Here is a 22,459-nt window from a genome sequence, read left to right as displayed (position 1 = left end):
AGCATGGGCGACGTGGTCAACCTGAAACGATTCAAGAAGCGCGGTGAGCGCGAACAAGCAGCAAAGCAGGCCGAAGCCAATCGTGCGCTATTCGGTCGCACCAAATCCGAACGAGCGCGTGACGAATTTCTCGGCGAGCGCAGTACGCGCGTGCTCGATCAGCACCGCATCGAAAGTGGTGACGCATCATGAAGTCTCCCGTCGTCAAGCGGTCGATCGTCGTCGCCGGTCACAAGACCAGCGTCAGCCTCGAAGAAGCCTTCTGGAACGGCATGAAGGAGATTTCCGGTCTGCGGAACATGACGCTGTCGGAGTTGGTCGGCGAGATCGACAACAACCGTCAGCAGGGCAATCTGTCCTCCGCGATCAGGCTTTTCGTGCTCGACTACTTCCGCTCGCGCGCCACCCCGGCCGTACCGACGGATGTCAGGCCGCAACAGGTCGACACGCGCCAGCAGGCCTGACGGCCTTGCCGACCGTCGCTTCAGCAGACGGTCGTTCCGCCGCGTGGACTTCAGCATGAAGGTCAATCGCATCGTCGCGAACGTTGCCGCATCAGATGTCGCGGCAGCGAAGCCATTCTATCGCGATATCCTCGGCCTCGAGCCGCTGATGGATTTCGGTTGGATTGCGACTTACGGTTCATCCGAAACGATGCAGGTTCAAATCAGTTTCGCTTCCGAAGGTGGCTCCGGCACGCCGGTGCCCGATCTCTCGATCGAGGTCGACGATCTCGACGAAGCGCTGCACCGGATGCAGGCCGCCGGCATCGCGATCGACTACGGACCGGCGGACGAGCCATGGGGCGTGCGGCGCTTCTTCGTCCGCGATCCGTTCGGCCGGCTGATCAATATTCTCCAGCACCGATCGTAAGCTCTGGATTCCTGCTCTGACGCGTTTTCATCACGCGAACCGGTCCCCACTTCGCTTGAAAGCGCTTCCTAGTTCTGCAGCGCCGGCCGCGGCGGCGGATTGGCGACCTGCGGCGTCAGCGACAGCGGCGGCCGCAGCGGCCTCGACCTGGCCGCACCGGGCACCGGCTTGACCTCGATCGGCGGCGGCAGCGGCGCCAGCTGCGGCTGGCTCGCAACCGGCGCCGGCGGCACGAGCGGCACAGCTGGAGGTGCTGTGGCAGCCGGCGGGACGATCGGCGGCCGCGGCGCAACGATCTTCGGCTTCGCCGGCACGCGGCGCGGATCAGGGCCGGGCACCGGCAAGTTGGCAGAAGGCACTCCGGCCGAATTTGGATTGGACGCGTCCGGCACCGGTGCGGCGGGCGGCGGAAGGGCTGCCGGGGTCGGCGGCGGCACCGGTTCGCCGCGCTCGATCGCGTCGAGCCGCTTGGTCTCCCGGTCGATCGCGCGCACCGCCAGCCACGACGACAACGCTGCAATGTCGATGCTGCGCGACAATCCGTCGGGCGTGCCCACCGCCAGCAGCTGAATTTCCGGGCGGCTGGTGGCGGTGCCGACCTGCGTCGATGTCAGCGCGGTGCGGATGTCGGCCTGGTCGGCCGGAATGTCGTAGCCGCCGGACACGATGACGTTGGCACCGCTCGCCGCGAGCGTGGTGACGCCGATCCGGATCCGGCCGTCACGAATGTTGAAGGGAATTTGCGCCGAAGCGACCGACAGCCCGCCGGCCGCGAGCGCCGGTTCGACGATCTGCCGCAGCCGCGCGTCGTCGGTCGCCTGCCCGGAATCGCTGGCGCGGATCGCAACGTCGAACGCGCGCGGATCGAGCCCCGGAAGGATCAACCCCTCCAGCGTCACGGCGCCGCTGCCGGACAGCGCACCGATCAGCGCCGAGGCGCTGCGGCCCTGCGTCAACAACGTCATCTGCATCGAAGCGCGTGCCTTGGGCATCGCGAGACTGCGGTAGCGCAAGGCCGAGCCGTCGACGCCCGAAAGCTGCACATTTGCATTTAAGGCGAGTCCATTGACGCCCTGCCGCGCATCGATGGAGGCGGTCGCCTCGCCGCCGCCGATCTTGCCCTTGACGCCGTCGAAGGTCAGCGACTGCCCATCCGACCTGATGGTGCCGCGGACCGGCTGCAGCTCGGCGCCGCCAGGCAGCAGACCGTGCAGCGCTTCGAACGTGACCTTGCCGCGCCAGGCGCTTGTCAGCCCCTGGCCGAGCGGCTCCGTCGCATCGTGACCGGCCGCGCCGATCGCCGCCGCGAAAATCGGCGCCAGCGTGATCTGATCGAGGCCGACTTCACCTTCGATGCTCTTCTGATCGGCGAGCGTCAGCGCCAGCCGGCCGCGCAGCCGCGAACCGGCGACGATGCTGTCGAGATCGTCGAAGGTCAGCCTGTCACCCGCAAGCGTGATCCGCGACGACAAGCGGATGTTGGCCGCCGGATCGGATGATTTCAGATTGAGCAGCGGACTGATGTCGGCGCTGCGGACACGGAGGCTGACGCTCGATTTGCTCTCCCCGGCCCCATCCTTGGACCACGGCTCCGCGGTCCCTTCGGCATCCGCGTCGAGCCCGGCGCCCCAGAGCCGCGCCTTCAGTCGCAACGGCGCGTGCCACGCGCCGCTCGCGATGCCCTCGAACTGCGTCACCCCCGCACCGGCTGCGACCGCACGGTCAAGCCCAAGCAGCGCCAGCAGCGCATTGCCCTCGCTGGCGGAGAATTTTGCCTCGGCCGTGACGTCGCTGTTGCGAAGTGCGTCGAAATCCAGCGCACGGATCGCAGCCGCCGGCGGCGTCGCCGAGATCACCGTATTGCCCTTGAGTTGCGGCGTGTCGAGATCGACCGTCGCGCGCGCGCTGACGCGATCGGCGGCCTTGCCTTTGCCGAGGTCGAGCGCAAGCCTCGCACGGACCGGACCGGCATCCGCACGCAGCACGCCGAGCCGCGCAGCAAGCTCCGGTGCGAAGGGCTGAACCATAGCCGTCAGCCGGCCAAGCGACGCGGCGGTCGCATCGACGGCGAGCTTGCCGGTCGAATTGACGCGGTCGAAATTGCCACTGCCGTCAAGAGTGACATTGTCGGGCTGACCGATCTTGACGCGCTCGAGCACGATGTTCTTCGGGCCGTAGGCGATCTTCACCAGCAACGGCCGCAATTCCTGCCCCGAGGAGATCGCGCGCCCGACATCGAGCGACAGCTGCGCCTCGTCCGGCCATTCGGCTTGCGGACCGGCCAGCGAGCGGACGAATGTTGCGGTCGCATCGAGATCGAGCCGCTCCGCCTTCAACTGCGCCTCGACCTTCGAGCCGCTCGTCGCCTCGCGATGCGCGACCGCGACGCGGCCCTCGACCGTGCCGCCCTCGATCTCCGCCTTCATCGCGTCGATCGAAAAACCGGCCGGCGACACCGTGACGTCGCCGCGCAACCGCAGCGGCTTCTGGCTGCGATAGGCGATGTCGCCCCGCCCCTGCAGCCAGCTCATCAGCGTATCGGGGTCGGACGATTCGATGTTGAGCGCGGTCTTGAAGCTGTTGGCGACGCCGGTCTGCGCGCTGGCGCCGCTCATCGAGACCCGCGTCGATCCCGGCGCGCGAAACTCCAGCCGGCGCACGGTCCATGATTTCGCATCCGATTGCAGCTCCGCCGAGACGTCCTGCAACGGGCGGCCGCCGAGCATGATCTGTTCGGAGCTGAGCTCCACCCGTGCCGGGATCGGGCTTTGCGGAAGACCCGACAGCACCGCGCGCATCACCGGCAGCACGCGGACCGGCTCGACATTGCCGTTGTTGCTGTCCTTGGCGCTATCTTTGGCGGCGAACTTGTCGCCATCGAGCTGTCGTGCGGAAAGCGCGGCGCGCAGCAGCGGCGACGCGCCGAACCGGAGATCGCCATTTCCAGCGAGCTTCAGTGCGCGGTCCTCACCGCCATAGCTCACCTCGACCTGGTCGAGACGGGCTGCCGAATAATCCGATTTCACCTTGGCCGCGATCCGCCAGGGCGGCATATCGCTGCCGCCGCGCTGGCCAGGTGTGCCCGCCAACGCCACGCTCCCCTCGAACCGCGGTGCGCGGGCCTCGAAGGTCAGGATGCCGTCGAGATCGGCCGATATCGGGCGCTGTCCGGGATCGATGTTGAAATGCAGGCGGGTGCCGCTGCCGTCGGCGCTTTGCCCCGAGGAAATCCGGAACGGGTAGCGGTTGCCGTCGAACATGAAATTGCCGTCGCCGCGGACTGCGCCGGCAAGCGAGCGAACATCGCCGCTGAAGGCGATGTCGTTCAGCTCGAGCGTGCTGCTGCTTGCGGCATCGTGCAGTGCGATGCGGCCGGTCAGATTGAGGCGATCGATCGCCAGCGAAGCGAGGTTGAAGCTCCCGCTCGACGGCGACCAGTCGATCCGCCCCTTCGGATCGAGCCCGAGGTCGAGCGACATGCCGTTGATGGTGAGTTCGTTGGCGCGCCACTCGCCGCGCATCAGCGAGCTCAGGCTGAGCTCGACGTCGAGACTGGCGGCCCGGACCTTGCCGAGGTCGTTGGCGCCGCCGATGGTGACGGTTTTCAACCGCAGCGATGGCGCGGGCAGCAGGCGCGCGTCGAGATTGCCGGCGACACGAACCGGCGTGCCGATGATCTTGGACGCCTCCGCCTCGAACTGCGGCCTGAACTGGTTCCAGTCAACGAAATACGGACCGACCAGCGCGGCGACCAGTGCAAGAATGAAGGCGATTGCCAGGCCGAGCAGCGTCGTCTGCACGGTGTCTCCCTTTGAGCCCGCTCCGCGGTGCTGAACCCTCGGCCGGAGCAACCCAAATATAGAGACAAGTATGGCGAAGTCACAGCGGCATTACCGCTGCGACGTCAGGCGGATGGCGGTTTTCCGCTCAAGCGTGCGCGCCCGCCGGCCGTCGCGGCAGGGTTACTGCCCTGCCGCGCATCCGGGATGTCACCAGCTTGCCGGGAGCCGCTTCAGCCCGCGCAGCACGAAGGTCGGCCGCCACTCCGGATTTTCCGCGTCATCGAGCCGCAGGTCGGGGATCCGGCGCAGCAGCGTCGAGATCGCGATCTCGGCCTCGATCCGCGCCAGCTGGGCGCCGAGGCAGAAATGGATGCCGCCGCCGAACGACAGCGGCTTCACGTTCGGCCGCTGGATGTCCAGCTTCTCGGGATGGTCGGGATACACAGCCTCGTCGTGATTGGCCGAGCCCAGCAGGCACAGCACGCTCTCGCCCTTCGGGATGCGCTTGCCGCCGAGATCCTCGATGTCTTCCAGCGCGACGCGGCCGGTCAGCTGCACCGAGGAATCGTAGCGCAGGAACTCCTCGATCGCATTGGTGATCAGGCCGGGATTGGCCTTCAGCAGCGCGAGCTGGTCCGGGTTGCGGTACAGCGCGAGCAGGCCGTTGCCGATCAGGTTGACGGTCGTCTCGTGGCCGGCGCCGAACAGCAGGATGATGTTGGCGGTCAGCTCCTCGTTGGTCAGCTTCTGGCCGTTCTCCTCGGCCTGCACCAGTTGGGTGGTGAGGTCGTCGCCGGGCTGCTTGCGGCGCAGCTCGAACAGCTGGTGGAAATACATCGCGGCCATCGCGTTACCGGCGTTGCCCTGCTTGATCTCCTCCGCCGACAGCGGCACCGGTTCGAGCAGGCGTCCGCCGTCGCGCGAGCCGTTGTAGAAGGCGTCGCGATGCTCCTCGGGGATACCGAGCATGTCGCAGATGATCGTCACCGGCAGGCGGAACGCGAAATCCTCGATCAGGTCCATCCGTCCCTGCGGAATGATGCGGTCGAGCGTTTCGTCGACGACGTGCTGGATGCGCGGGCGCATGTCCTCGACCCGGCGTGCGGTGAACGCCTTGACGACGAGGCCGCGCAGGCGGGTGTGGTCGGGCGGGTCCTGCTGCAGCATCCAGTGGCTCATGCTGCGGATGACCGGCTCCTCCATGATCTTGGGGCCGTAGCGGCGGATCGAGCGCTCGACATAGTCCTTGCCGAAGCGCTTGTCGCGTAGCACGAGGCTCGCCTCGGCGTGCCGGCTGGCCACGAAGGCGCCATGCGCGTTGACATGCATCGGGTCGATGCGGCGTAGCCGCTCATAATACGGATAGGGATTGCGAATGAATTCGGGCGCCAGTGGATTGAAAAGCGGCTCGCCGCTGGCCGGCTGAACTTGCTCGTTCATGGTGACCTCGTTCGTGCGCTACGCCGGTGCCTGCACTCTGGCGCGCCTTGGTGTCATCCTCAAGACCGCACCAACACGGGTGCGGCCATTCTGGTTTAGCAACTCTGGTTCTAGCAAATGCAACTCGATACACTCTTGTATCGAGTTGCATTGTGCCCTAAACTGCGCCGATGTCAAGGGTTCGAACCAGACCGACACGGGACGACACCTGCGAGAAGCTGTTCGAGGCGGCGGCGCGGGTGTTCGAGGAACAGGGAATTGGCGGCGCCAGCATCGAGGCGATCGCGACTGCGGCGGGTTTCACCCGCGGCGCCTTCTATTCGAACTTCAAGAGCAAGGACGAGCTGATCTTCGCGATGCTCGAGGATCACGTCGAGCAATCGATCCGGCGCAATCTCGATTTGCTCGCCAAGCACAAGGACCTGGCCGACTTCCTGGAGGCATTGCGCACCGTGGACCGCAGCCGGCAGGATCCGCTCGGGCGCTCGCCTCTCCTGCATATGGAGATGATCCTGTTCGTGGCGCGCGCCGAGAAGCGCCGGCCCGAGCTCGCCAAGCGCCTGCGGGCGCGGCGCAAGCTGATCGCCGACATCGTCGAGACCGCGCAGAAGAACAGCGGCAGGAACGCCAGACTCAACCCGGACTGGACCGGCGCGATCGTGCTGGCGCTGGAAGATGGTTTCCGCCTGCACCGCCTGATCGATCCGGAGACCACACCCGCCGACAGTTGCCTGCGCGCGATCACCGACCTGCAGCGGGCGATCGGCGTTTCATCCGCCTGATGTGTCAGGCCGCGCTGGCGACCTTATGCATCTGGCCGGCGACGGCACGGACCTTGCGCGGCGAAGCCTGCCAGATCGCGAACGCCGACAGCAGGCTGACGGCAATGCCGAGCAGGAACGCGCTGGTATAGCTGCCTGAGAAATCGTAGAGCTGGCCCGTGATCCAGGGGCCGGCGGCTCCGCCGGCGAGCGCGGCCAGCATCACGGTGCCGAAAATGCTGCCGTATTGCTTGCCCTGGAAGATCTCGAGCACCACCGGTCCCATCACGGAGGTCAGGCCATAGCCGAGCGCGCCCTGGGTGAAGACCATGAGATAGATCAGCGTCATGCTCGGCCAGTATTTCAAGGCGGCGAGCGCGGCGAAGCAGATCACGAAGCCCAAGCACGAGATCGCCCACACCCATTCGCGGCCGATGCGATCGGAGAGATGCCCGAGCCAGATCTGGCCGGGAATGCCGAGCAGGCTGACGACGCCAAGCGCCCAGACGCCGACGTTGGAGCTGAAGCCGATGTCGAGCAGGAATTTGGTCTGGTGCACCTGCACCGCATACCAGATGTACAGGCCGCAGAAATAGCCGGTCGCGATCCACCAGAACCGCGCGGTGCGCAGCGCACGCGACAGCGTCCAGTCGGTGCCGGCCCATACCGGATCGACGATGTTCGATGCCGGCTTCGCCGACGTCGCCGTCGGCGCCGCATCGCCGTCCGGCTGCAGGCCGACGTCCTCCGGCCGCTTGTGCAGCAACAGGTTGATCGGCGCGAGCACGACCAGCACCACGATCCCCATTGCTGTGCAGGCGGTGCGCCAACCGGTGTGCTCGATCATGTGCTGCACCCATGGCAGCAGCGTCACCGAGCCGATGCCGACACCGGCGAAGGCGAGCCCGATTGCGAGGCCACGGCGGCGGATGAACCAGTTCGGCACGAACAGTGATTGCCCGGAATAGCCGAGGCAGACGCTGCCGGAACCAACCAGCACGCCGATGGTGAGATAGAGATGCCAGGGTTGCGTGGTCAAGGGCGCCAGCAGCAGGCCGGAGCCCATCAAGAGCACACCAAGCTCCATCACCGCGCGCGGACCGCTGCGGTCCATCAGCCGGCCGATCAGCGGGCTCGCGATCGCGGAAGCGACAAACCCGAACGAGAATGCACCCGCGGTAACGCCGCGTTCCCAGCCGAATTCAGAGATGATCGGCGGATAGAACAGCGAGAACGCCGTCCGTGCGTTGACGCCGATCGCCATGGTGACGAAGGTCACCGCGACGATGACCCAGCCGTAGAAGAAGGGAAGTCGCATGGAAACACTGCGCAACAGGAATGGACAACAAGCCGAACGGACGGGACGGCTCACGAAAGACGTCGGCTTTGCATCATGCACGGCCAACTCTATGAAGCAATTCATAGACAGCGGCGTAAACTGGTGATTGTACCATCAGCCGATCCGCTCACAGCTAGCCGGGAGCCGGGAAGCGGGTTATCATGGCCTTTTCAGGAGGAATACAATGGGCGGGTTGGTTGCCGACAGATACGTTCCCGATCTTTTGCAGCAGATGAAGTCCCGATTTATTGCAGAAGCCCTGGACGAAATGGTCCAGTTTCAGAAGGAGTTCAAGGTCTTCTCGCCGCAACGCACGCTGCGGATGTCCTTTGGGCTACTCAATATCGCGCCGGTTGGCGAAGCAGATCGCGACGGGTTTTTCAGGTATCTGAATCTGCTGAAGAAGACCGGCGCGTCAGTCGACGGCAAGGCAACGAAGCTGAATGGACACGATCAAGTCGTCGCGTCGCTGCAGGCCAATCTCGAAAGCCGCAAGCCGCTGCCGGTACACTTTACCTCGCACCCGGCGGAGTCTCCGAAAGGCATCGTGCAGGTGACGTCAGGCGATCGCGTCCTGAGCTATTCCCCGTTGGTTTTTCTGACGATCTCTATGCCGACGATCGCGGCCGACCGCCCCAAGGCCGGCGCGCGCAAGAAGTGATCTGAAACCTCGGCGATGCCCGAGCCGCACGCCAAGGTTCGCGATTACTATTCCGGAACGCTGGAGCGCCATGGCCCGACCCCGCTCGGGGTCGATTGGCCGAACGTGCTCTCGCAATATCTGCGTTTCGCGCAGCTCGTGAAACTGTGCGATTTCGGGCGGCCGTTCAGCCTGAATGATTTCGGCTGCGGCTATGGCGCGCTGCTGGAATTCCTGGCCATGCGGCACGGCGACGTGGCCGTGACTTATCGCGGCATCGACATTTCGCCAGCGATGGTCGCGGCCGCTCGCGGCCGCTGGGCCGGCAACACACTGGCCAGCTTCACCGAGGGTTCGCAGTGCGGCGCACTCGCCGATTATTCTCTGGCGAGCGGGATATTCAACGTCCGGCTTGGTCATCCCGTCGCGGCATGGGAAGTGTATGTCGAGGCGATCGTCGCCGATCTTGCGGCCAGCAGCCGGATCGGCTTCGCCGTCAATTTCATGCTGCCGCATGACGAAGCCCCCACTGAGACCGGGCTCTATCGGTCCGCGCCGGAGCGCTGGATAGGGTTTTGCGAGCGATTCGGTCGCGTCGAAGCGGTCACCGACTACGGCATGCGCGAGTTCACGCTTCTTGTCCGCAGGACGACGACTGCACGACCGGAAACAGCCGCTCGTAGGGTGAGGCGCCGGTCTCCTCGATGAGAAGCCGGGCGCGTGCAAGCATCTCTGTCAACTGGTACTGCGGATAGCGCAAGCCTTCCGAATTGACCACATGCGCGAGCACCAGCGTCGAACGGCATTCGGCGAGCCGCGCCCGTCGCTCCCGCGCGACCGCGATCCCCTGTTCAGCGGCGCTGAGGGCCGCGGCCAGATTGTTACTTTTCAGATGAATCTCGGCAAGGAATGCCAGCATGTCGCTTTCATATTCTAGGCCGGCGAAGGCCTCCCGCGCGAGCCGGATCGCCGATTCAAGCATCTGGACCGCAGCCGCGTGGTCCCTCGCCAGCGACAGCGCCAGTCCGCGGCAGACGCTCGCATACACCGCGACATAGGGGGTGTCGCTTCTCCTGGCGATCTCGTCGATACGCAGGCTGTGCAGATCGGCAAGCTTTTCGTCCTGCGTCAGCCAGGCCATTTCGACCCCGGCATGATGCGGAATGAACAAGACCGCCGGATCGAGATGGCCCCTCTCGCTGGCGACCAGCCGGGCGATGCTCTCCCGCGCAACGTCGAAACTGCCCGTCCGCACCAGCAGACGCGCGTGCAGGCTCTCAACCCAGCGCGCGACATCGAAGCCCAGCGGCGCTTCGTGGGACCTGTCGATGCTTGCGGCATGCTTGAGCGCGGATTCTGCAGCCGCGATCGCTTCCCGCAGTTTTCCTGCGTAGCCATAGGCCTGGCACAAAAGCGCCTGCAGGATGGTCCTGATGCTCGGATCCTCGCAGACCTCGATCGCGTGCAGCAACTGGGCGACATATTCGTCGGCCGAGCCTGTACCTGCGGAGACCCGGCCATAGGCGGCGAGGATCAGAACCTCCCAGAGCGAGTCCTTGAGGTCTCGTGCTGCAACCAACGCCTCCTGGAAGAACGGAGTAGCCTCTTCGGTGCTGATGCCTTCGCGCCAGCCAAGAATCAACACGTGACCGGATGCCTGCATACGCAGCCGGTCGGTTTCCGGCGAGCGCGGCAGCGATTGCAGCAACAGCCGAACCTTGAGCCACGACTTCATGCCCAGCCGCGAATTGGTGGTGCCGATCCAGCTCGCCGAACGGGCCAGATAGTTGGCCGCCGAAGCGAAATCCTTGGCGGATTCGAAATGATACGCGATCAGATCGGCATATTCGCCGAGCTGGTTATGGTGGAAGCGCTCGAGCGCATGCGCCACCGCCAGATGCAGCTCGACGCGGCGGGCGCGCAATTGCATCCCATAGGCGACTTCCTGGATCAGCGGATGCCGGAACGCATATCGATCATGCTCGGTCTCGCTGGTGATCTCCTGGATCAGCTCGACCTGCGACAATCGGTCGAGAATGCCGACGAGATCGACGTGGGTGCAGCGTGTCACTTCGGCCAGCACGGAGAGCGGAAACTCCCGCCCAATCGTGGCACCGACCTGCAGCACCTCCTTGTCCCCCGGCGCGAGGCGATCGATGCGCGCGCCGATCACGGTCTGCACCGTCGCAGGCAGCGTCTCGGGCGATGCCTGCCCGGACATCTCGTATTCGCCGGGCCGGCCGGTCAGGTCCGAACTGTCGATCAGCGAACGAACCAACTCCTCCGCGAAGAACGGATTGCCGCCGCTTCGTTCGACAATGCGCTCGGAAATTGCGGCGGTGGACGGATGATCGCCGATCATATCCATGATCAGCGCGGAGACATCCTCGTCACGCAGTTCACCGAGCCGGATTTCGTGGAAGCCCTGGCCCTCCTGCCACGGCGCCCGATAGGTCGGCCGGTAGGTCAGAATGATCAAGGCGCGGCTGACATGCGCGACATTCACCAGCGCCGAGACGAACTCGATGCTCGCTTCGTCCAGCCAGTGCAAGTCCTCGATGATGATCACCGACGGCGTGCGCGTGCCGTCGCGCACCAGGCTCGCGACAAGATTGACGAGCCGCGTGTGCCGCGACCGCGGATCCATCGCGGGCACCGGGGACTGCGGGTCGCGAATACCGAGAAAATCGGTCAGCACCGCCACATCGTCCATCAAATGCGGGACCGAGGACTCGATCCGCGCCGCGACCTTGCCGCGCGCCGTCTCCGCATCGTCGCTCGAGGCGATCCGGAAGAAGTTGCGGAAGAATTCCAGCAGCGGCTGCAACGGACCGGAGTGATCGTAGGGCGATGCCCGCGCCTCCTGCACCGGCACCAAACGCTCCTTGACGGTCCGGGCAAATTCGAAGCACAGGCGGCTCTTGCCAAGGCCGGGCGGTGCCGAGATGCCGATCGCCTTGCCTTCCCCCTGTTCGGCCCCGGCGAAGGCGTCGTGCAGCACGGCAAGCTCGGCATCGCGGCCGCGATAGACGCCGACGACGGCATCGCGGAAGGGCGCGCGTGCTGGCTTCATCCCGACCAGCCGGTAGACGGCGACCGGCCGCGGAAACCCCTTGACGTCCTGGTGGCCCAGCGCGCGCCCATCGCAGGACGCCTGCACGAGCTTGAACGTCGACTCCGTGACGCAGATGTCGCCCGGTTGCGCCATGTGTTCGAGGCGGCTTGCAAGGTGCACGGCAGCGCCATAGACGCCCTGCTCTTTCGTGAACTTGTCCGGCACGCCGGCGACGATCTCGCCGGAGTGGATGCCGACCCGCAGCACGATGCCATTGTCGCGCGACGACTGGACCATGGCGAGCGCGGCCTGGCAGGCGCGCAACGCATGATCCTCCTGGGCATGGGGGATACCGAAGATCACCATCAGCCCATCGCCCATGCTGCGCATGATGGTGCCGTCGAACTGCCGGACGGCGTTACCCATCCGCGCCAGAGCGGGCGGCAGGCGATCGAGCGCGAGCTCGGGATCGTTGTCCCCGATCAACTCGGTGGAGCCGACGATATCGGCGAACATCACGCTGACCACCTTGCGCTCGCCAACCGGCTGGGCCTGGTCCAGACGTTCGCCGCAGGCGCCGCAAAAGCGCGCGGTCTCGAGATTCGGATGCTGACAATTCGGACAGACGGAAGAGAAGCTCAGCCCACACGACCGGCAGACACCATCCTCTGCCAAGGTCTCGGATTGACAGGCCGGGCACAGCATGAACACCACCTTCCCGATACACTGTCCACTTGCGGATTCCGGTGCACTCTAACAAGGCCAGCCTCATCGGGCAATCAAGCCAGAAACGGCGCCACGCGCCAAGCCCGAGTTTTGAGCGCGCGGGGAAAGGCGGCCTCAGGCCCCCAGCGCATGGCTTTCATGGCCGAAATAAGCGCGCTCCAGCCGGTGCGCGAGGTCGCCCTCGCCGGTCACGGCCTCCAGCGCGATCGTCCCCTGCACAAGCGCGTAGACCCGATCGGCACAGGCGAGCGCCTTCTCCAGCAGCTGTTCGACCAGCAGCACGGAGGTGCCTTGCCCGCGCAGCCGGCCGATGACGTTGAGGACGCGATCGACCAGCACCGGCGACAGTCCCGCGGAGGGCTCGTCGAGCATCAACAGCCGCGGCCGGCGGACCAGGCCTTGCGCCACCGTCAGCATCTGCTGCTGCCCGCCCGACAGCGCGCCGCCGCGTTCGTGCCGCTTCTCGGCGATCTCGGGAAAGAATGACAGCGCTTCCTCGACGCGCACGGCGCGTTCCGCGCGCGGCAGGTCGTAGCCGGCGAGCAGCAGATTGTCGGTCACCGAGATCTGCGTGAACACGCGATGCCCCTCGATCACATGCACGAGCCCGGCACGCGCGGCATCGCGCGGCGTGGCGTTGGTCATGTCGCGTCCGCCGAACCGGACCTGCCCGGCATTGACCGGCAACAGACCCGACATCGCGCGCAGCAGCGTGGTCTTGCCGGCGCCGTTCGGACCGAGCAATGCCACGACCTCGCCGGCGGCGATCGTCATGTCGATGCCGTGCAGCACGCGGATCTTGCCGTAGCCGGATTCCAGTCCGCTCACGTTGAGCAGAGGTTCAGCCGCCGAGGTAAGCACTGACGACCTCCTTGTGGACGCGGATCTCCGCCGGCGTTCCCGCCGCCAGCGTGCGGCCGAGATTGAGCACGGTGACCTGGTGACAGATATCGAAGATCAGGTCGGCATGATGCTCGACCAGCAGCACACCGGTGCCGCGGCCGCAGACCGCCTTGATCAGGCTGGCGAGCCGCTCGATCTCGTCGTTGGAGAGGCCCGCCGCGGGCTCGTCGAGCAGCAGGAAGTCCGGATCGAGCATCAGGGCGCGTGCGATCTCGATGAAGCGCAGCTCGCTGTGCTGCAGGCGATCGGCGCGCGCATCGGCGAGCGCCTCAAGTCCGACCACGCCGAGCAGCGCCCGCGCCTTGGCGGCGAGCATGCGCTCGTCCGCGCCGTTGCGCGGCAATGCCAGCATCGCCTCGACGAAATTGGCCCTGCCCTCGATCGAACCGCCGATCATGACGTTCTCCAGCACCGAGGCTTCGCCGATCACGCGCGGGGTCTGGAAGGTGCGCGCGATGCCGCTGGCCGCGCGCTTGACTGGTTCGCCAGCGGGCAACATCTCATCGCCGAGCGTCATGGTGCCGGCCTTCGCGGCGTAGTACCCGGAGATCACGTTCAGCGTGGTGGTCTTGCCGCTGCCGTTCGGGCCGATCAGCCCGTGAATTTGGCCGGGCGCGACGTCGAGGTCGAGGCCGTCGATCGCCTTCACATTGCCGAAGCTCAGCGCGATGCCGCGCAGCCGCAGCGGCTTGCCGCCGTCGCGCCGGCGCACGATGTCGGCGAGCGCGGCCGGGCGCGGAACGATGGCGCGGTTGCTGGCGAGCGGACGGCGGTTGCGGAAATCGAGCAGCGCCGCGATGCCGCCGGGCATCACCAGCACGATCAGCAGCAGCAGCACCGCGTAGAGGAAGGTCGACCATGCCGCCAGCGGCGCCGCGATCTCCGGCAGGATGGTCAGGATGATGGTGCCGAGCATCGGCCCGAGGATGGAGCCGCGGCCGCCGATCAGGATCGCGATGAAGAACAGCACCGAGAGATCGAAGGTGAACGCATCCGGCGTGATGTAGGTCTGCAGGGTTGCGAACAATCCGCCGGCGATCGCCGCCAGCGCGCCGGCGAACAGGAAGATCGCAATCAGCATATGCGGCTTGGAGATGCCGCTGGCTTCGGCGGCGACCTCGGCGTCGCGCACCGCGATCAAGGCACGGCCGAAGCGGCTGCGCGCGACATTGGCGCTCATCCAAGTGGTGAACGCGGCAAAGGTGATGCAGAGGCCGTAGAAGCCCCACGGCGTATTGAACGGCGCCGGGAATTCGGGGCCGGCGATGCCGATGCCACCACCGGTCACGCTTTGCCAGGCCAGCGCGATCTGGGTCACGATGGTCGCAAAGCCCAGGGTCGACATCGCGAAATAGAAGGTGCGCAGGCGCAAGGCCGGCAGGCCGACGATCACGCCGAAGATTGCGCCGATCAGGCCTGCGATCGGCAAGGCGGCAAACACCGGAATCGCCGGCATCACGTTGCCGGCGACCAGCACGCTGGTCGTGTAGGCGCCAAGCGTCAGCAGCGCGACATAGCCGATCGCGAGATGCCCCGCAAAGCCGACGACGAGATTGAGGCCCGACACCAGCACCCAGTAGATCGCGGCGCGGGTGCCGATCAGCACCCAGTAGTCGTTGCTGACGAAGGGCAACAGCACGGCTAGCGCGAGAATGCCGAGGAACGGCAGGACGTGCGGCAGCGCCGCGCGCCATGCGGCGCTGTCGGTTCGGGGCGGCGCGGCTGCGACCGACGTCATCACACTCTCCGCGCGGTCGAGGCGCCGAACAGCCCTTGCGGCGCTGCGAGCAGCACCACGATGAACAGCGTGAACACCGCGACCGAGGAGAAGATGCCGCCGACCAGGAAGTTTGCCGCCTGCTGGAACAGGCCAAGCGCCAGCCCGCCGATGATCGCGCCTCGGTTATTGCCGAGCCCGCCGAGCGCCACCGGCACGAAGCCGTAGAAATTGAGCAGCGCACCATTGGCGAAGAAGGCGAGGAGCAACTGCCCGCCGGAGAATCCGGCGATGCCGCCCACCATGCCGGCGAGCGCGTAGCTCGCGACGCGCAGATTGCGCTCGGGCAGGCCGAGCGCCCGCGCCGCGAAATTGTCCTCGGCGATGGCGAGGAACGCGCGGCCGACCAGCGTGCGGCGATAGAGATATTCGAGGCCGACGATGGTGACGGCGCAGGCGGCGACCGGCAGCCAGAATTTCTCGTCCCAAACGCCCTCGCCGAATCCTGCGATGCGCGGGAACGGCTGCGGCTCGGTGCCCCATTTGATCGCGGTGACCTGCTGGATCATCAGCGCGACCGCGAGCGTCGAGAGCACGTAGAGATGCTGGTCGAGGCTCTTGAGGACCGGCCGCACCGCGACGAATTCGGTGATGACCCCGATCACCGCGCAGCAGAGCAGCGTCAGCACGAAGCCGACCGCAACCGGCAGGCCGAGCTTCAGCGTGAACATCGAGCCGAACACGCCGCCCAGCATCGCGAGCTGGCCGGCGGTGAAGCTCATCACCCGCGAGGTCGAGAACATCGTGTTGTAGGTGACGCCGACCAGCGCGTAGATCGCGCCCGCCGCGAGACCGGATGCAAGGATCGAGGCCAGCATCGGCTGCGCCCTCGCCCTACTATGTGTATCCCGGCGCCAGCGCGAAGGTGCCGTCCTTGGCGGTCGAGGCTTCCGACATCACGATCTCTTCGGTCAAATAGCCGTTATGCTGGGTCGGCGAGAAGCGGTAGTTGCCGAAATAGCCGGGATAGGTCGACAGCGAATTCCAGTAGTTGACGATGCCGGCGCTGTCGGTCGAGCCGCTTTCCGCGACCGCCTTGGCGATCAGCTCGATGCAATCGATGCCGCCCGCGATCCACCACAACAGCGTGTCGTTCAGCGCGATGTTGGCCTTGGTCAACCGTGCGACCAGGTCCGCGCTTTTCGGCGGCAGCTTGCCGGCACTGTCATAGCTGCAGCTCTTGTAGCCGATCGCATAGACCTTCTTCCAGTTCTCGGGCTTGGCAACCAGGCTTGCAAGTTCACCAGACGCCAGCGAGGGATGTCCGACGAAGGGAACATCCCAGCTCATCGCGGCGCGGGTATTGAACATGCGCGCCTCCATGCCGGTCGAGACGCTCCACACCACAATCGCCTCGGCGCCGGCATTCTTGGCGCGCAGCATGTCGGGCGTCATGTCGGGTTGCGTGGCGTCGATATTGGCCTGATAGACCACCTCGGCACCGTCCTTCTTGAACGCCGCGACGGAGGCGCCGACCGCGGTAACGCCATAGCCGGTGGTGTCGCCGATCACGGCGACCTTCTTCACCTTGAGGATCTTGAGGCAATAATTGCGCACGGCGTCATCCCATTGATTGTTCGACGGCGCGATGCGGAATGCATTGGGGAACTTGACCGGATCGATCAGGGTCTCGACGACGCAGGGGTGCAAGTCCGGCATCTTGGCGCGCGCCATGATCGGCGTCGTCGCCAGCGCCTCGCCCGAATTCAGCGGCCCCCAGATCGCGTGCACCTTGGCCTGGCTGATCAGCTCCTGCGTGGCGTTCACCGCCTTGGTCGGATCGCCCTGGGTGTCGCGCATCACGAGCTCGATCTTGCGGCCCTTCACCCCGCCCGCGCCGTTGATGGCATCGACCGCGAAGTTGACGCCGCGGTTGAACCCGACGGTCGGCGCCGAGCTCGGCCCGGTGATCGCCGCGAGACAGCCGATCTTGATCGGTTCCGATTGTGCGATGGCAGGAGCCGGGAAGGAGAACGATGCGGCGCCGAGTGCACCGGCACTGCCCAATAAAACGTCACGGCGTGAAATGGCCATGTGATGCACTCCCTGTTTCCCTCTCGGCGCCCGTCGTTTGTTGCGGGACGTCCGTTGATTGATTGTCCGCGCGCTCTGGGCCGCGGTTTGACAGCCTCAAGTTTGGGCCGGATGCGAAGGTGTTGTCCAGTCCCGCGGACGGCATTGGGATCAGCCGAACTTTCATGGCCTCGGCCGCCGCATCCAGTGCTCGGCATTGACAGCGCCGACGGGTATCTCGCCGGCGACGATCTTTGCGACCTGACGCACGGTCTCCGACGATTGATGCTCGATGGCTTGCGGCGTCAGGCCGCCGACATGCGGGGTTGCGATTACATTGCCGAGCTTCGCGAGCTCCGGCGCCGGCATCTGGTCGGGCGCGCGGCCGACATCCATCGCGGCGCCCGCGATGCGGCCCTCGCGCAACGCGGCCGCCAGCGCCGTCTCATCGACGAGGTTGCCGCGCGACAGGTTGATGAAGAAGGCGTGCGTCTGCATCCGCGCCAGCGCGGTCTGCCCGATCAGGTTCTCGGTCTCCGCATTGGCGATCGCGAGGCAGACGACGTAATCGGCGCGCGCCAGCAGATCGTCGAGCGGCACATGCCGGATCGCGGCATCGTCTGGCGTCACGAAGGGATCTGCGACCAGCACATTCATGCCGAGCACCTTGGCGATCCCGGCAAGATAGCGCCCGATGCTGCCATAGCCGATGATGCCGATCGTGCTTCCCGCGAGCTGGCGGCCCATCACGACCTCGGGCGCCCTGCCCGCATGATAGTCGGCGGTGGCGCGCGAGACGCCGCGCGACAGATCGATCATGAAGCCGAGCGCGAGCTCGGCGACCGACTGGACAAAGCCCGCGCTCGCCTGCGTCACCAGCACGCCGACGGCGGACGCGGCCGCCACGTCGATATTGCGAATATCGACCGCGCAGCGCACGAAGGCGCGTAGCTTCGGCAGCAGCGGAAAGATCTCCCCTGGCCCCGGCGTCATGCGATCGGCGACGATGATGTCGACATCGGCTGCGGCCTCGACCAGTGCCGCCGCGTCGAGCGCCGCGTCACCCTCGTGCAGCGAGACGTCGGCGACCGCGCGCAGACCGTTCAGGCTGCGCTCGCCGTAATAGTCGCGGCGCATCTGCGGCGTATGGGCGAGAAGGACCTTCACGTTTCGCTTCCCCTAGTAACCGAGCGCATGCGGCAAGGCCGTGCTGATAGCGGGCACGAAGGCGATCACCAGCAGGCACAGCAGCAGCAGGCCAAGATAGCCCGAGATCGGCTTGATGGTCTGCTCGATCGGCACATTGCCGATCAGGCAGGCGCCGTAGAGGCCAAGACCAAGTGGTGGCGCAAAGAGCCCGAGCCCCATCGCGATGACAAGCACGACGCCGAAATGCAGGGGATCGATGCCGAGCTTGACGGCAACCGGCAGCAGCAGCGGCCCGAAGATGATCAGCGCCGCGGCGCCTTCCAGCACCGAGCCCATCACCACCAGCACCAGGATCGACAACAGCATGAACAGCCAGACGCCATGGCTGCCCGAGATCGCCAGCATGAGGTCCCCGACCGCGTGCGGCACCTGCTGCAGCGTCAGGATGAAGGCAAGCGATTGCGCCGCCGCGACGATGAACAGCACCAGGCCCGACCGCGTCGCCGATTGCACAAAGCAGTGCGCGAGGCTTTTCGCACCGAGCTCGCGGAACAGCAGGCTGCCGACGGCGATGGCGTAGACCGCGGCAAACGCCGAGATCTCGGTTGCGGTGGCAAAGCCGCTCTTGAAGCCAAAGAAGATCATGAAGATCAGCCCGAACGAGGCGATCGCGCCGGTCCATAGCCCCGAGACTGCGGCACGCGGCTCGGCTTCGTCAGTCGCGGCGGGACGCTTGCCGAAGATGATCGACACCGCGATCAACGCCAGCGCCATCAACGCGGCGGGCAGCATGCCGGCGACGAACAATCCGCCGATCGACAGATTGGCGACGAAGCCGAGGATGATGAGGTTGATGCAGGGCGGAATGGTTTCCGCCATCACGGCGGAGGCCGCCAGCAGCGCCACGGCCCCACCGGGATTCTGCCGCGAGCGGCGCGCCGCCGGGATCAGCACCGAACCGACGGCGGCGACGTCGGCCATCTTGGAGCCGGAGATGCCGGAGAACAGCACCATCGACATCACCATCACGACGTTGAGGCCGCCGCGCATCCGCCCGACTGCGCGCTGCAACAGCTCGATCAGCCGGACCGACATGCCGTTGGCTTCCATGAGGTAGCCGACCAGGATGAAGAACGGGATCGCCAGCAGCACGAAATTGTCGATGCCGCGCGCCATCTGCTGGGCGAAGATCACGCCGGGCAGCGTGCCTTCCACCCAGATGAAGATCAGCGCCGCCAGCGCCAGCGCAAAGCCGATTGGCAATCCGCCGAACAGCGTGAGGAAGAAGCCGATCAGCATCAACGCCTGCGACGGCGGCACCGACGACGGTGCAAGCGCATCCCAGGCCAGGTAGAGACCCGCGATGGCGGCGGTCGCGACGATGCCGGCCGCCATGTCGCGCACCGGCCGGCCGCAGAACGTCTCGAACGCGAAGATCGTCATGAACGCCGCACCGACGCCCATCGGGTAGAACGTCCATTCCAGCGGCAGGCCGGAGCCGGAGGTCTGGCCGGTGGTGAGCCAGCCCATCTTGACGGCGTTGAACGCGACATAGCCTGCGACGATGGTGACGAGCAGCGCACCGACCGCGTCGACGACCCGTCGTACGCCCGGCGGCAGCATGTCGACGAAGAAGGCGACACCGAGATTCTCGCTGCGTGCCAGCGCGCTCGCCGCACCGAAGAAGCTCGACCCGACCATCAGGCCGCGGGCGACGTCGTCGGACCATTCGACCGGCGCATTGAACAGGAAGCGGGCCAGCACCGAGACGCACACCACCACGAGATCGGCGGCGAGCAGGATCGCGGCGATCGCGTCACTGACGGCGAGCAGCGGCGCCGTGGTCCGGTCGGCGCTGCGGCTCGTCGCGACTGCGGCGACTGACATGCGCCGACCTCAGGCCTGGGTGGCGCGGATCAGATCGACGACCGCCTTCGCCTCGGGCCGCGCCTTGATGAAATTGTCGGTCTGCGGCAGCACGCGCTTGCGGAACGCCTCCTTGTCGCATTCAACGACCGTGACGCCCTTCTCCACCAGGGCCGCCAGTGCCTCCTTCTCCACCGCGAGCCCATGCGCGCGGGTGTCGGTCGCGGCCTGCTTCGCCGCGTCGAGGAAGCCTTCGCGCAGCTTGGGGGCCATGCGATTGAAGGTGGTGTCGCTGAAATAGACCGCGAGCGGCGAGAAGATGTGCTGGGTCAGCGCGTAGTGCTTCGCCGTCTCATAGAACTTGCTCGCCAGGATGGTCGGCGGATCGTGCTCGAGGCCGTCGAGCACGCCGGCCTGCAGCGCCGTATAGATCTCGCCGAACGCCAGCGGCGTCGCCGCGGCCCCCATCAAGCGCAGGCATTCGGTGATGATCGGGTTGGGCAGCGTGCGGATCTTCAGGCCGGCGAGGTCTTCCGGCGTGTTCACCGGCTTCTTCGCCAGCACGCTGCGGGCGCCGAAATTGTAGGCCCAGGCGATGATGTGGATGCTGCCGCCCTTGAGCAGCGCATCCTCGATCGGCCTCGCCGCGCCGGCATCGAACGCCTTGGTCTGCTGCTCGTAGCTGGTGAAGAGGTAGCCGAGATCGAAAGTCCCGACCAGCGGCACGAGGTTCGCCGAGATCGACGAGCCCGAGACCATCAGGTCGATCACCCCGAGCTTCACCGAGTTGATGACGTCGATCTCCTGGCCGAGCTGGTTGTCGGGGAAGAAGGTGACCTCGATCTGCTCGCCGAGCCCGTTCGCCTTCAGGCTCTTGACGAGGTTGTCGTAGTAGACGCGGCCGTTGGCATATTTGGGATCGTTCGGGAGCGACGACGAGCATCGCATCTTCATGGTCGCGGCCTGCGCGCGGCCGATGATCGCGGGCGCGGCGGCGAGCCACGCCGCAGCAGCGGCCGACGACCGCAACACGATGCGGCGGTTCACATGCTTCGAGATCATGATGATGCTCCTCCCCAGGAACGGATCGCTTTTGTCTTCGCTTTGTCTTGGCGTTCTCGTGGCCGCCCGCGGCCCGGCGCGAGCTTGGCAGCGCTTTTGTCATAATGTATGACAAAACGCATTCGGTTGTGCAAGAGCGCCGCGGCGGCGGTGCAGGCAACCAACTGCAGCGAGGCTTCCGATGTTCCAGACCTCCAACGCGTTGCGCCGGAGCGTGCACAGCCAGGTCGCCGACCGGGTCGGCAGTAGCATCGTGCGCGGCGAGATCGGCGTCGGCGAGACGTTGCCGCCGGAGATGCAGATCTGCGAGATGATGGATGTCAGCCGCACCGTGGTGCGCGAGGCGATGCGGACGCTGACCGGCAAGGGGTTGATCGAGTCGCGGCCGAAGAGCGGCACGCGGGTGCGGCCGCCCGAGCAGTGGAATCAGCTCGATCCCGACGTGCTGCGCTGGCACCTCGAGACCGCGGAAATCGATCGCTATCTGGCCAAGCTGTTTCAGCTGCGCTCGGCGGTCGAGCCCGCCGCCGCAGCGTTGGCCGCGACCCATGCGGAGGAAGGTGACATCGCCCGTATCCGCGCCGGATGCGACGGCATGGACGCGGCAAGAACCAATGAGGACTTCGTCGCCGCCGACATCATGTTCCATCAGGCGATCTATTTCGCGACCCGCAACGAGTTCTTCTGGCCGATCGCGCAGATGTTCGAGATCACCCTGCGCCAGAGCTTTACGATCGCAGCCCCCGGCTCGCACCGCCCGCGCGCGCTGATCGAGCACCGCGCGGTGCTGGACGCGATTGCCGCCGGAGATGCCGAGGCTGCACGCGAGGCGACGGTGGTGCTGCTGGCGCATTCCGCCGACGATCTGGTACGGATTCGCGGACGGGAGTTCGAGACAGCGCCGGGCAAAGGCGCGCGCAAGCGATAACGAGCGAGCAACTCTCTCCCCACCGTCGTCCCGGCGAAGGCCGGGACCCATACGCCGCTGCGGATGTTGTCGGTGGGACTGGTCGTTCGAGCATCGCGCAATAGTTTGCATTTGGGGTTATGCATCCCCCCGGCCTTCGCCGGGA

18 protein-coding genes are annotated in these 22,459 nt (G+C 66.0%); 7 read left to right on the top strand and 11 right to left on the bottom strand.

Annotation, left to right across the window (positions count from 1 at the left end):
• The first annotated feature begins 3 nt into the window (after positions 1-3).
• Genes AC066Y_RS06640 through AC066Y_RS06630 form a run of 3 tightly spaced genes read left to right on the top strand, consistent with a single transcriptional unit; the run spans position 4 to position 873 of the window.
• Positions 4-192: a DUF4169 family protein gene (locus tag AC066Y_RS06640; protein ID WP_173637960.1), complete on the top strand. Its 189-nt coding sequence runs from the start codon at positions 4-6 to the stop codon at positions 190-192.
• Positions 189-464 carry a ribbon-helix-helix domain-containing protein gene (locus AC066Y_RS06635; RefSeq protein WP_024580116.1) on the top strand — a complete coding sequence of 92 codons (276 nt, stop codon included), beginning with the start codon at positions 189-191 and terminating at the stop codon, positions 462-464. The genes AC066Y_RS06640 and AC066Y_RS06635 overlap by 4 nt, the downstream gene beginning before the upstream one ends.
• A 55-nt stretch (positions 465-519) precedes the next feature.
• Entirely contained in the window at positions 520-873 is a 354-nt protein-coding gene (locus tag AC066Y_RS06630; protein WP_478273168.1) for a VOC family protein, read from the top strand.
• A 68-nt stretch (positions 874-941) separates the two neighbouring features.
• Here the strand turns inward: AC066Y_RS06630 and AC066Y_RS06625 are convergent, their stop codons facing one another.
• Complete coding sequence (locus AC066Y_RS06625; protein ID WP_478273167.1) at positions 942-4,673, bottom strand: AsmA family protein; 3,732 nt, start codon at positions 4,671-4,673, stop codon at positions 942-944.
• A gap of 189 nt (positions 4,674-4,862) precedes the next feature.
• Positions 4,863-6,095, bottom strand: a complete 1,233-nt coding sequence (locus tag AC066Y_RS06620) for a cytochrome P450 (RefSeq protein WP_478273166.1) — start codon at positions 6,093-6,095, stop codon at positions 4,863-4,865.
• Between the two features lie 170 nt (positions 6,096-6,265).
• Here AC066Y_RS06620 and AC066Y_RS06615 point away from each other — a divergent pair, with 170 nt between their 5' ends.
• Positions 6,266-6,877 (top strand): TetR/AcrR family transcriptional regulator, encoded by a 612-nt coding sequence (locus AC066Y_RS06615; protein WP_478273165.1) that lies wholly within the window; start codon positions 6,266-6,268, stop codon positions 6,875-6,877.
• A gap of 4 nt (positions 6,878-6,881) precedes the next feature.
• Here AC066Y_RS06615 and AC066Y_RS06610 read toward each other — a convergent pair whose 3' ends face one another.
• A complete protein-coding gene (locus AC066Y_RS06610) occupies positions 6,882-8,174 on the bottom strand; it encodes an MFS transporter (RefSeq protein WP_478273164.1) in 1,293 nt (430 codons plus the stop codon).
• Positions 8,175-8,379: 205 nt separating this feature from the next.
• On the opposite strand from AC066Y_RS06610, the gene AC066Y_RS06605 reads away from it, so the two are divergent.
• Both AC066Y_RS06605 and AC066Y_RS06600 read left to right on the top strand, forming a co-directional pair.
• A complete protein-coding gene (locus tag AC066Y_RS06605) occupies positions 8,380-8,856 on the top strand; it encodes a hypothetical protein (RefSeq protein WP_478273163.1) in 477 nt (158 codons plus the stop codon).
• 15 nt (positions 8,857-8,871) lie between these two features.
• Positions 8,872-9,543 (top strand): methyltransferase domain-containing protein, encoded by a 672-nt coding sequence (locus AC066Y_RS06600; RefSeq protein WP_478273162.1) that lies wholly within the window; start codon positions 8,872-8,874, stop codon positions 9,541-9,543.
• Here the strand turns inward: AC066Y_RS06600 and AC066Y_RS06595 are convergent.
• From AC066Y_RS06595 to AC066Y_RS06560, 8 genes are all read right to left on the bottom strand, one after another.
• Positions 9,464-12,595, bottom strand: coding sequence for an adenylate/guanylate cyclase domain-containing protein (locus tag AC066Y_RS06595; protein ID WP_478273161.1), 3,132 nt, complete (start codon positions 12,593-12,595; stop codon positions 9,464-9,466). The two genes, AC066Y_RS06600 and AC066Y_RS06595, sit on opposite strands and share 80 nt — an antisense overlap.
• A gap of 135 nt (positions 12,596-12,730) precedes the next feature.
• Complete coding sequence (locus tag AC066Y_RS06590; RefSeq protein ID WP_478273160.1) at positions 12,731-13,477, bottom strand: ABC transporter ATP-binding protein; 747 nt, start codon at positions 13,475-13,477, stop codon at positions 12,731-12,733.
• Entirely contained in the window at positions 13,458-15,257 is a 1,800-nt protein-coding gene (locus AC066Y_RS06585) for a branched-chain amino acid ABC transporter ATP-binding protein/permease (RefSeq protein WP_478273159.1), read from the bottom strand. The genes AC066Y_RS06590 and AC066Y_RS06585 overlap by 20 nt, the downstream gene beginning before the upstream one ends.
• On the bottom strand, positions 15,257-16,114 hold the full coding sequence (locus tag AC066Y_RS06580; RefSeq protein ID WP_478273158.1) for a branched-chain amino acid ABC transporter permease: 858 nt from the start codon (positions 16,112-16,114) through the stop codon (positions 15,257-15,259). Before AC066Y_RS06580 ends, AC066Y_RS06585 begins: the two co-directional genes overlap by 1 nt.
• A gap of 19 nt (positions 16,115-16,133) precedes the next feature.
• Positions 16,134-17,330, bottom strand: a complete 1,197-nt coding sequence (locus AC066Y_RS06575; RefSeq protein ID WP_224943442.1) for an ABC transporter substrate-binding protein — start codon at positions 17,328-17,330, stop codon at positions 16,134-16,136.
• A 162-nt stretch (positions 17,331-17,492) separates the two neighbouring features.
• On the bottom strand, positions 17,493-18,476 hold the full coding sequence (locus AC066Y_RS06570) for an NAD(P)-dependent oxidoreductase (RefSeq protein WP_478273157.1): 984 nt from the start codon (positions 18,474-18,476) through the stop codon (positions 17,493-17,495).
• 12 nt (positions 18,477-18,488) lie between these two features.
• On the bottom strand, positions 18,489-20,345 hold the full coding sequence (locus AC066Y_RS06565) for a TRAP transporter large permease (RefSeq protein ID WP_478273156.1): 1,857 nt from the start codon (positions 20,343-20,345) through the stop codon (positions 18,489-18,491).
• Between the two features lie 9 nt (positions 20,346-20,354).
• Positions 20,355-21,386: a TRAP transporter substrate-binding protein gene (locus AC066Y_RS06560; protein ID WP_478273155.1), complete on the bottom strand. Its 1,032-nt coding sequence runs from the start codon at positions 21,384-21,386 to the stop codon at positions 20,355-20,357.
• Positions 21,387-21,567: 181 nt separating this feature from the next.
• Here AC066Y_RS06560 and AC066Y_RS06555 point away from each other — a divergent pair, with 181 nt between their 5' ends.
• Positions 21,568-22,314, top strand: a complete 747-nt coding sequence (locus AC066Y_RS06555) for a FadR/GntR family transcriptional regulator (RefSeq protein ID WP_478273154.1) — start codon at positions 21,568-21,570, stop codon at positions 22,312-22,314.
• Positions 22,315-22,459: the final 145 nt, after the last annotated feature.

The organism is Bradyrhizobium sp. USDA3010 (assembly GCF_056429065.1).
This window is presented reverse-complemented; position numbering and strand designations above follow the sequence as displayed.

Excerpts from the sequence above, each read along its gene's own strand:
- AC066Y_RS06640 (WP_173637960.1), top strand. The coding sequence starts at position 4 with ATGGGCGACGTGGTCAACCTGAAACGATTCAAGAAGCGCGGTGAGCGC.
- AC066Y_RS06635 (WP_024580116.1), top strand. The coding sequence starts at position 189 with ATGAAGTCTCCCGTCGTCAAGCGGTCGATCGTCGTCGCCGGTCACAAG.
- AC066Y_RS06630 (WP_478273168.1), top strand. The coding sequence starts at position 520 with ATGAAGGTCAATCGCATCGTCGCGAACGTTGCCGCATCAGATGTCGCG.
- AC066Y_RS06620 (WP_478273166.1), bottom strand. The coding sequence starts at position 6,095 with ATGAACGAGCAAGTTCAGCCGGCCAGCGGCGAGCCGCTTTTCAATCCA.
- AC066Y_RS06615 (WP_478273165.1), top strand. The coding sequence starts at position 6,266 with ATGTCAAGGGTTCGAACCAGACCGACACGGGACGACACCTGCGAGAAG.
- AC066Y_RS06610 (WP_478273164.1), bottom strand. The coding sequence starts at position 8,174 with ATGCGACTTCCCTTCTTCTACGGCTGGGTCATCGTCGCGGTGACCTTC.
- AC066Y_RS06605 (WP_478273163.1), top strand. The coding sequence starts at position 8,380 with ATGGGCGGGTTGGTTGCCGACAGATACGTTCCCGATCTTTTGCAGCAG.
- AC066Y_RS06600 (WP_478273162.1), top strand. The coding sequence starts at position 8,872 with ATGCCCGAGCCGCACGCCAAGGTTCGCGATTACTATTCCGGAACGCTG.
- AC066Y_RS06595 (WP_478273161.1), bottom strand. The coding sequence starts at position 12,595 with ATGCTGTGCCCGGCCTGTCAATCCGAGACCTTGGCAGAGGATGGTGTC.
- AC066Y_RS06585 (WP_478273159.1), bottom strand. The coding sequence starts at position 15,257 with ATGACGTCGGTCGCAGCCGCGCCGCCCCGAACCGACAGCGCCGCATGG.
- AC066Y_RS06580 (WP_478273158.1), bottom strand. The coding sequence starts at position 16,114 with ATGCTGGCCTCGATCCTTGCATCCGGTCTCGCGGCGGGCGCGATCTAC.
- AC066Y_RS06575 (WP_224943442.1), bottom strand. The coding sequence starts at position 17,330 with ATGGCCATTTCACGCCGTGACGTTTTATTGGGCAGTGCCGGTGCACTC.
- AC066Y_RS06565 (WP_478273156.1), bottom strand. The coding sequence starts at position 20,345 with ATGTCAGTCGCCGCAGTCGCGACGAGCCGCAGCGCCGACCGGACCACG.
- AC066Y_RS06560 (WP_478273155.1), bottom strand. The coding sequence starts at position 21,386 with ATGATCTCGAAGCATGTGAACCGCCGCATCGTGTTGCGGTCGTCGGCC.
- AC066Y_RS06555 (WP_478273154.1), top strand. The coding sequence starts at position 21,568 with ATGTTCCAGACCTCCAACGCGTTGCGCCGGAGCGTGCACAGCCAGGTC.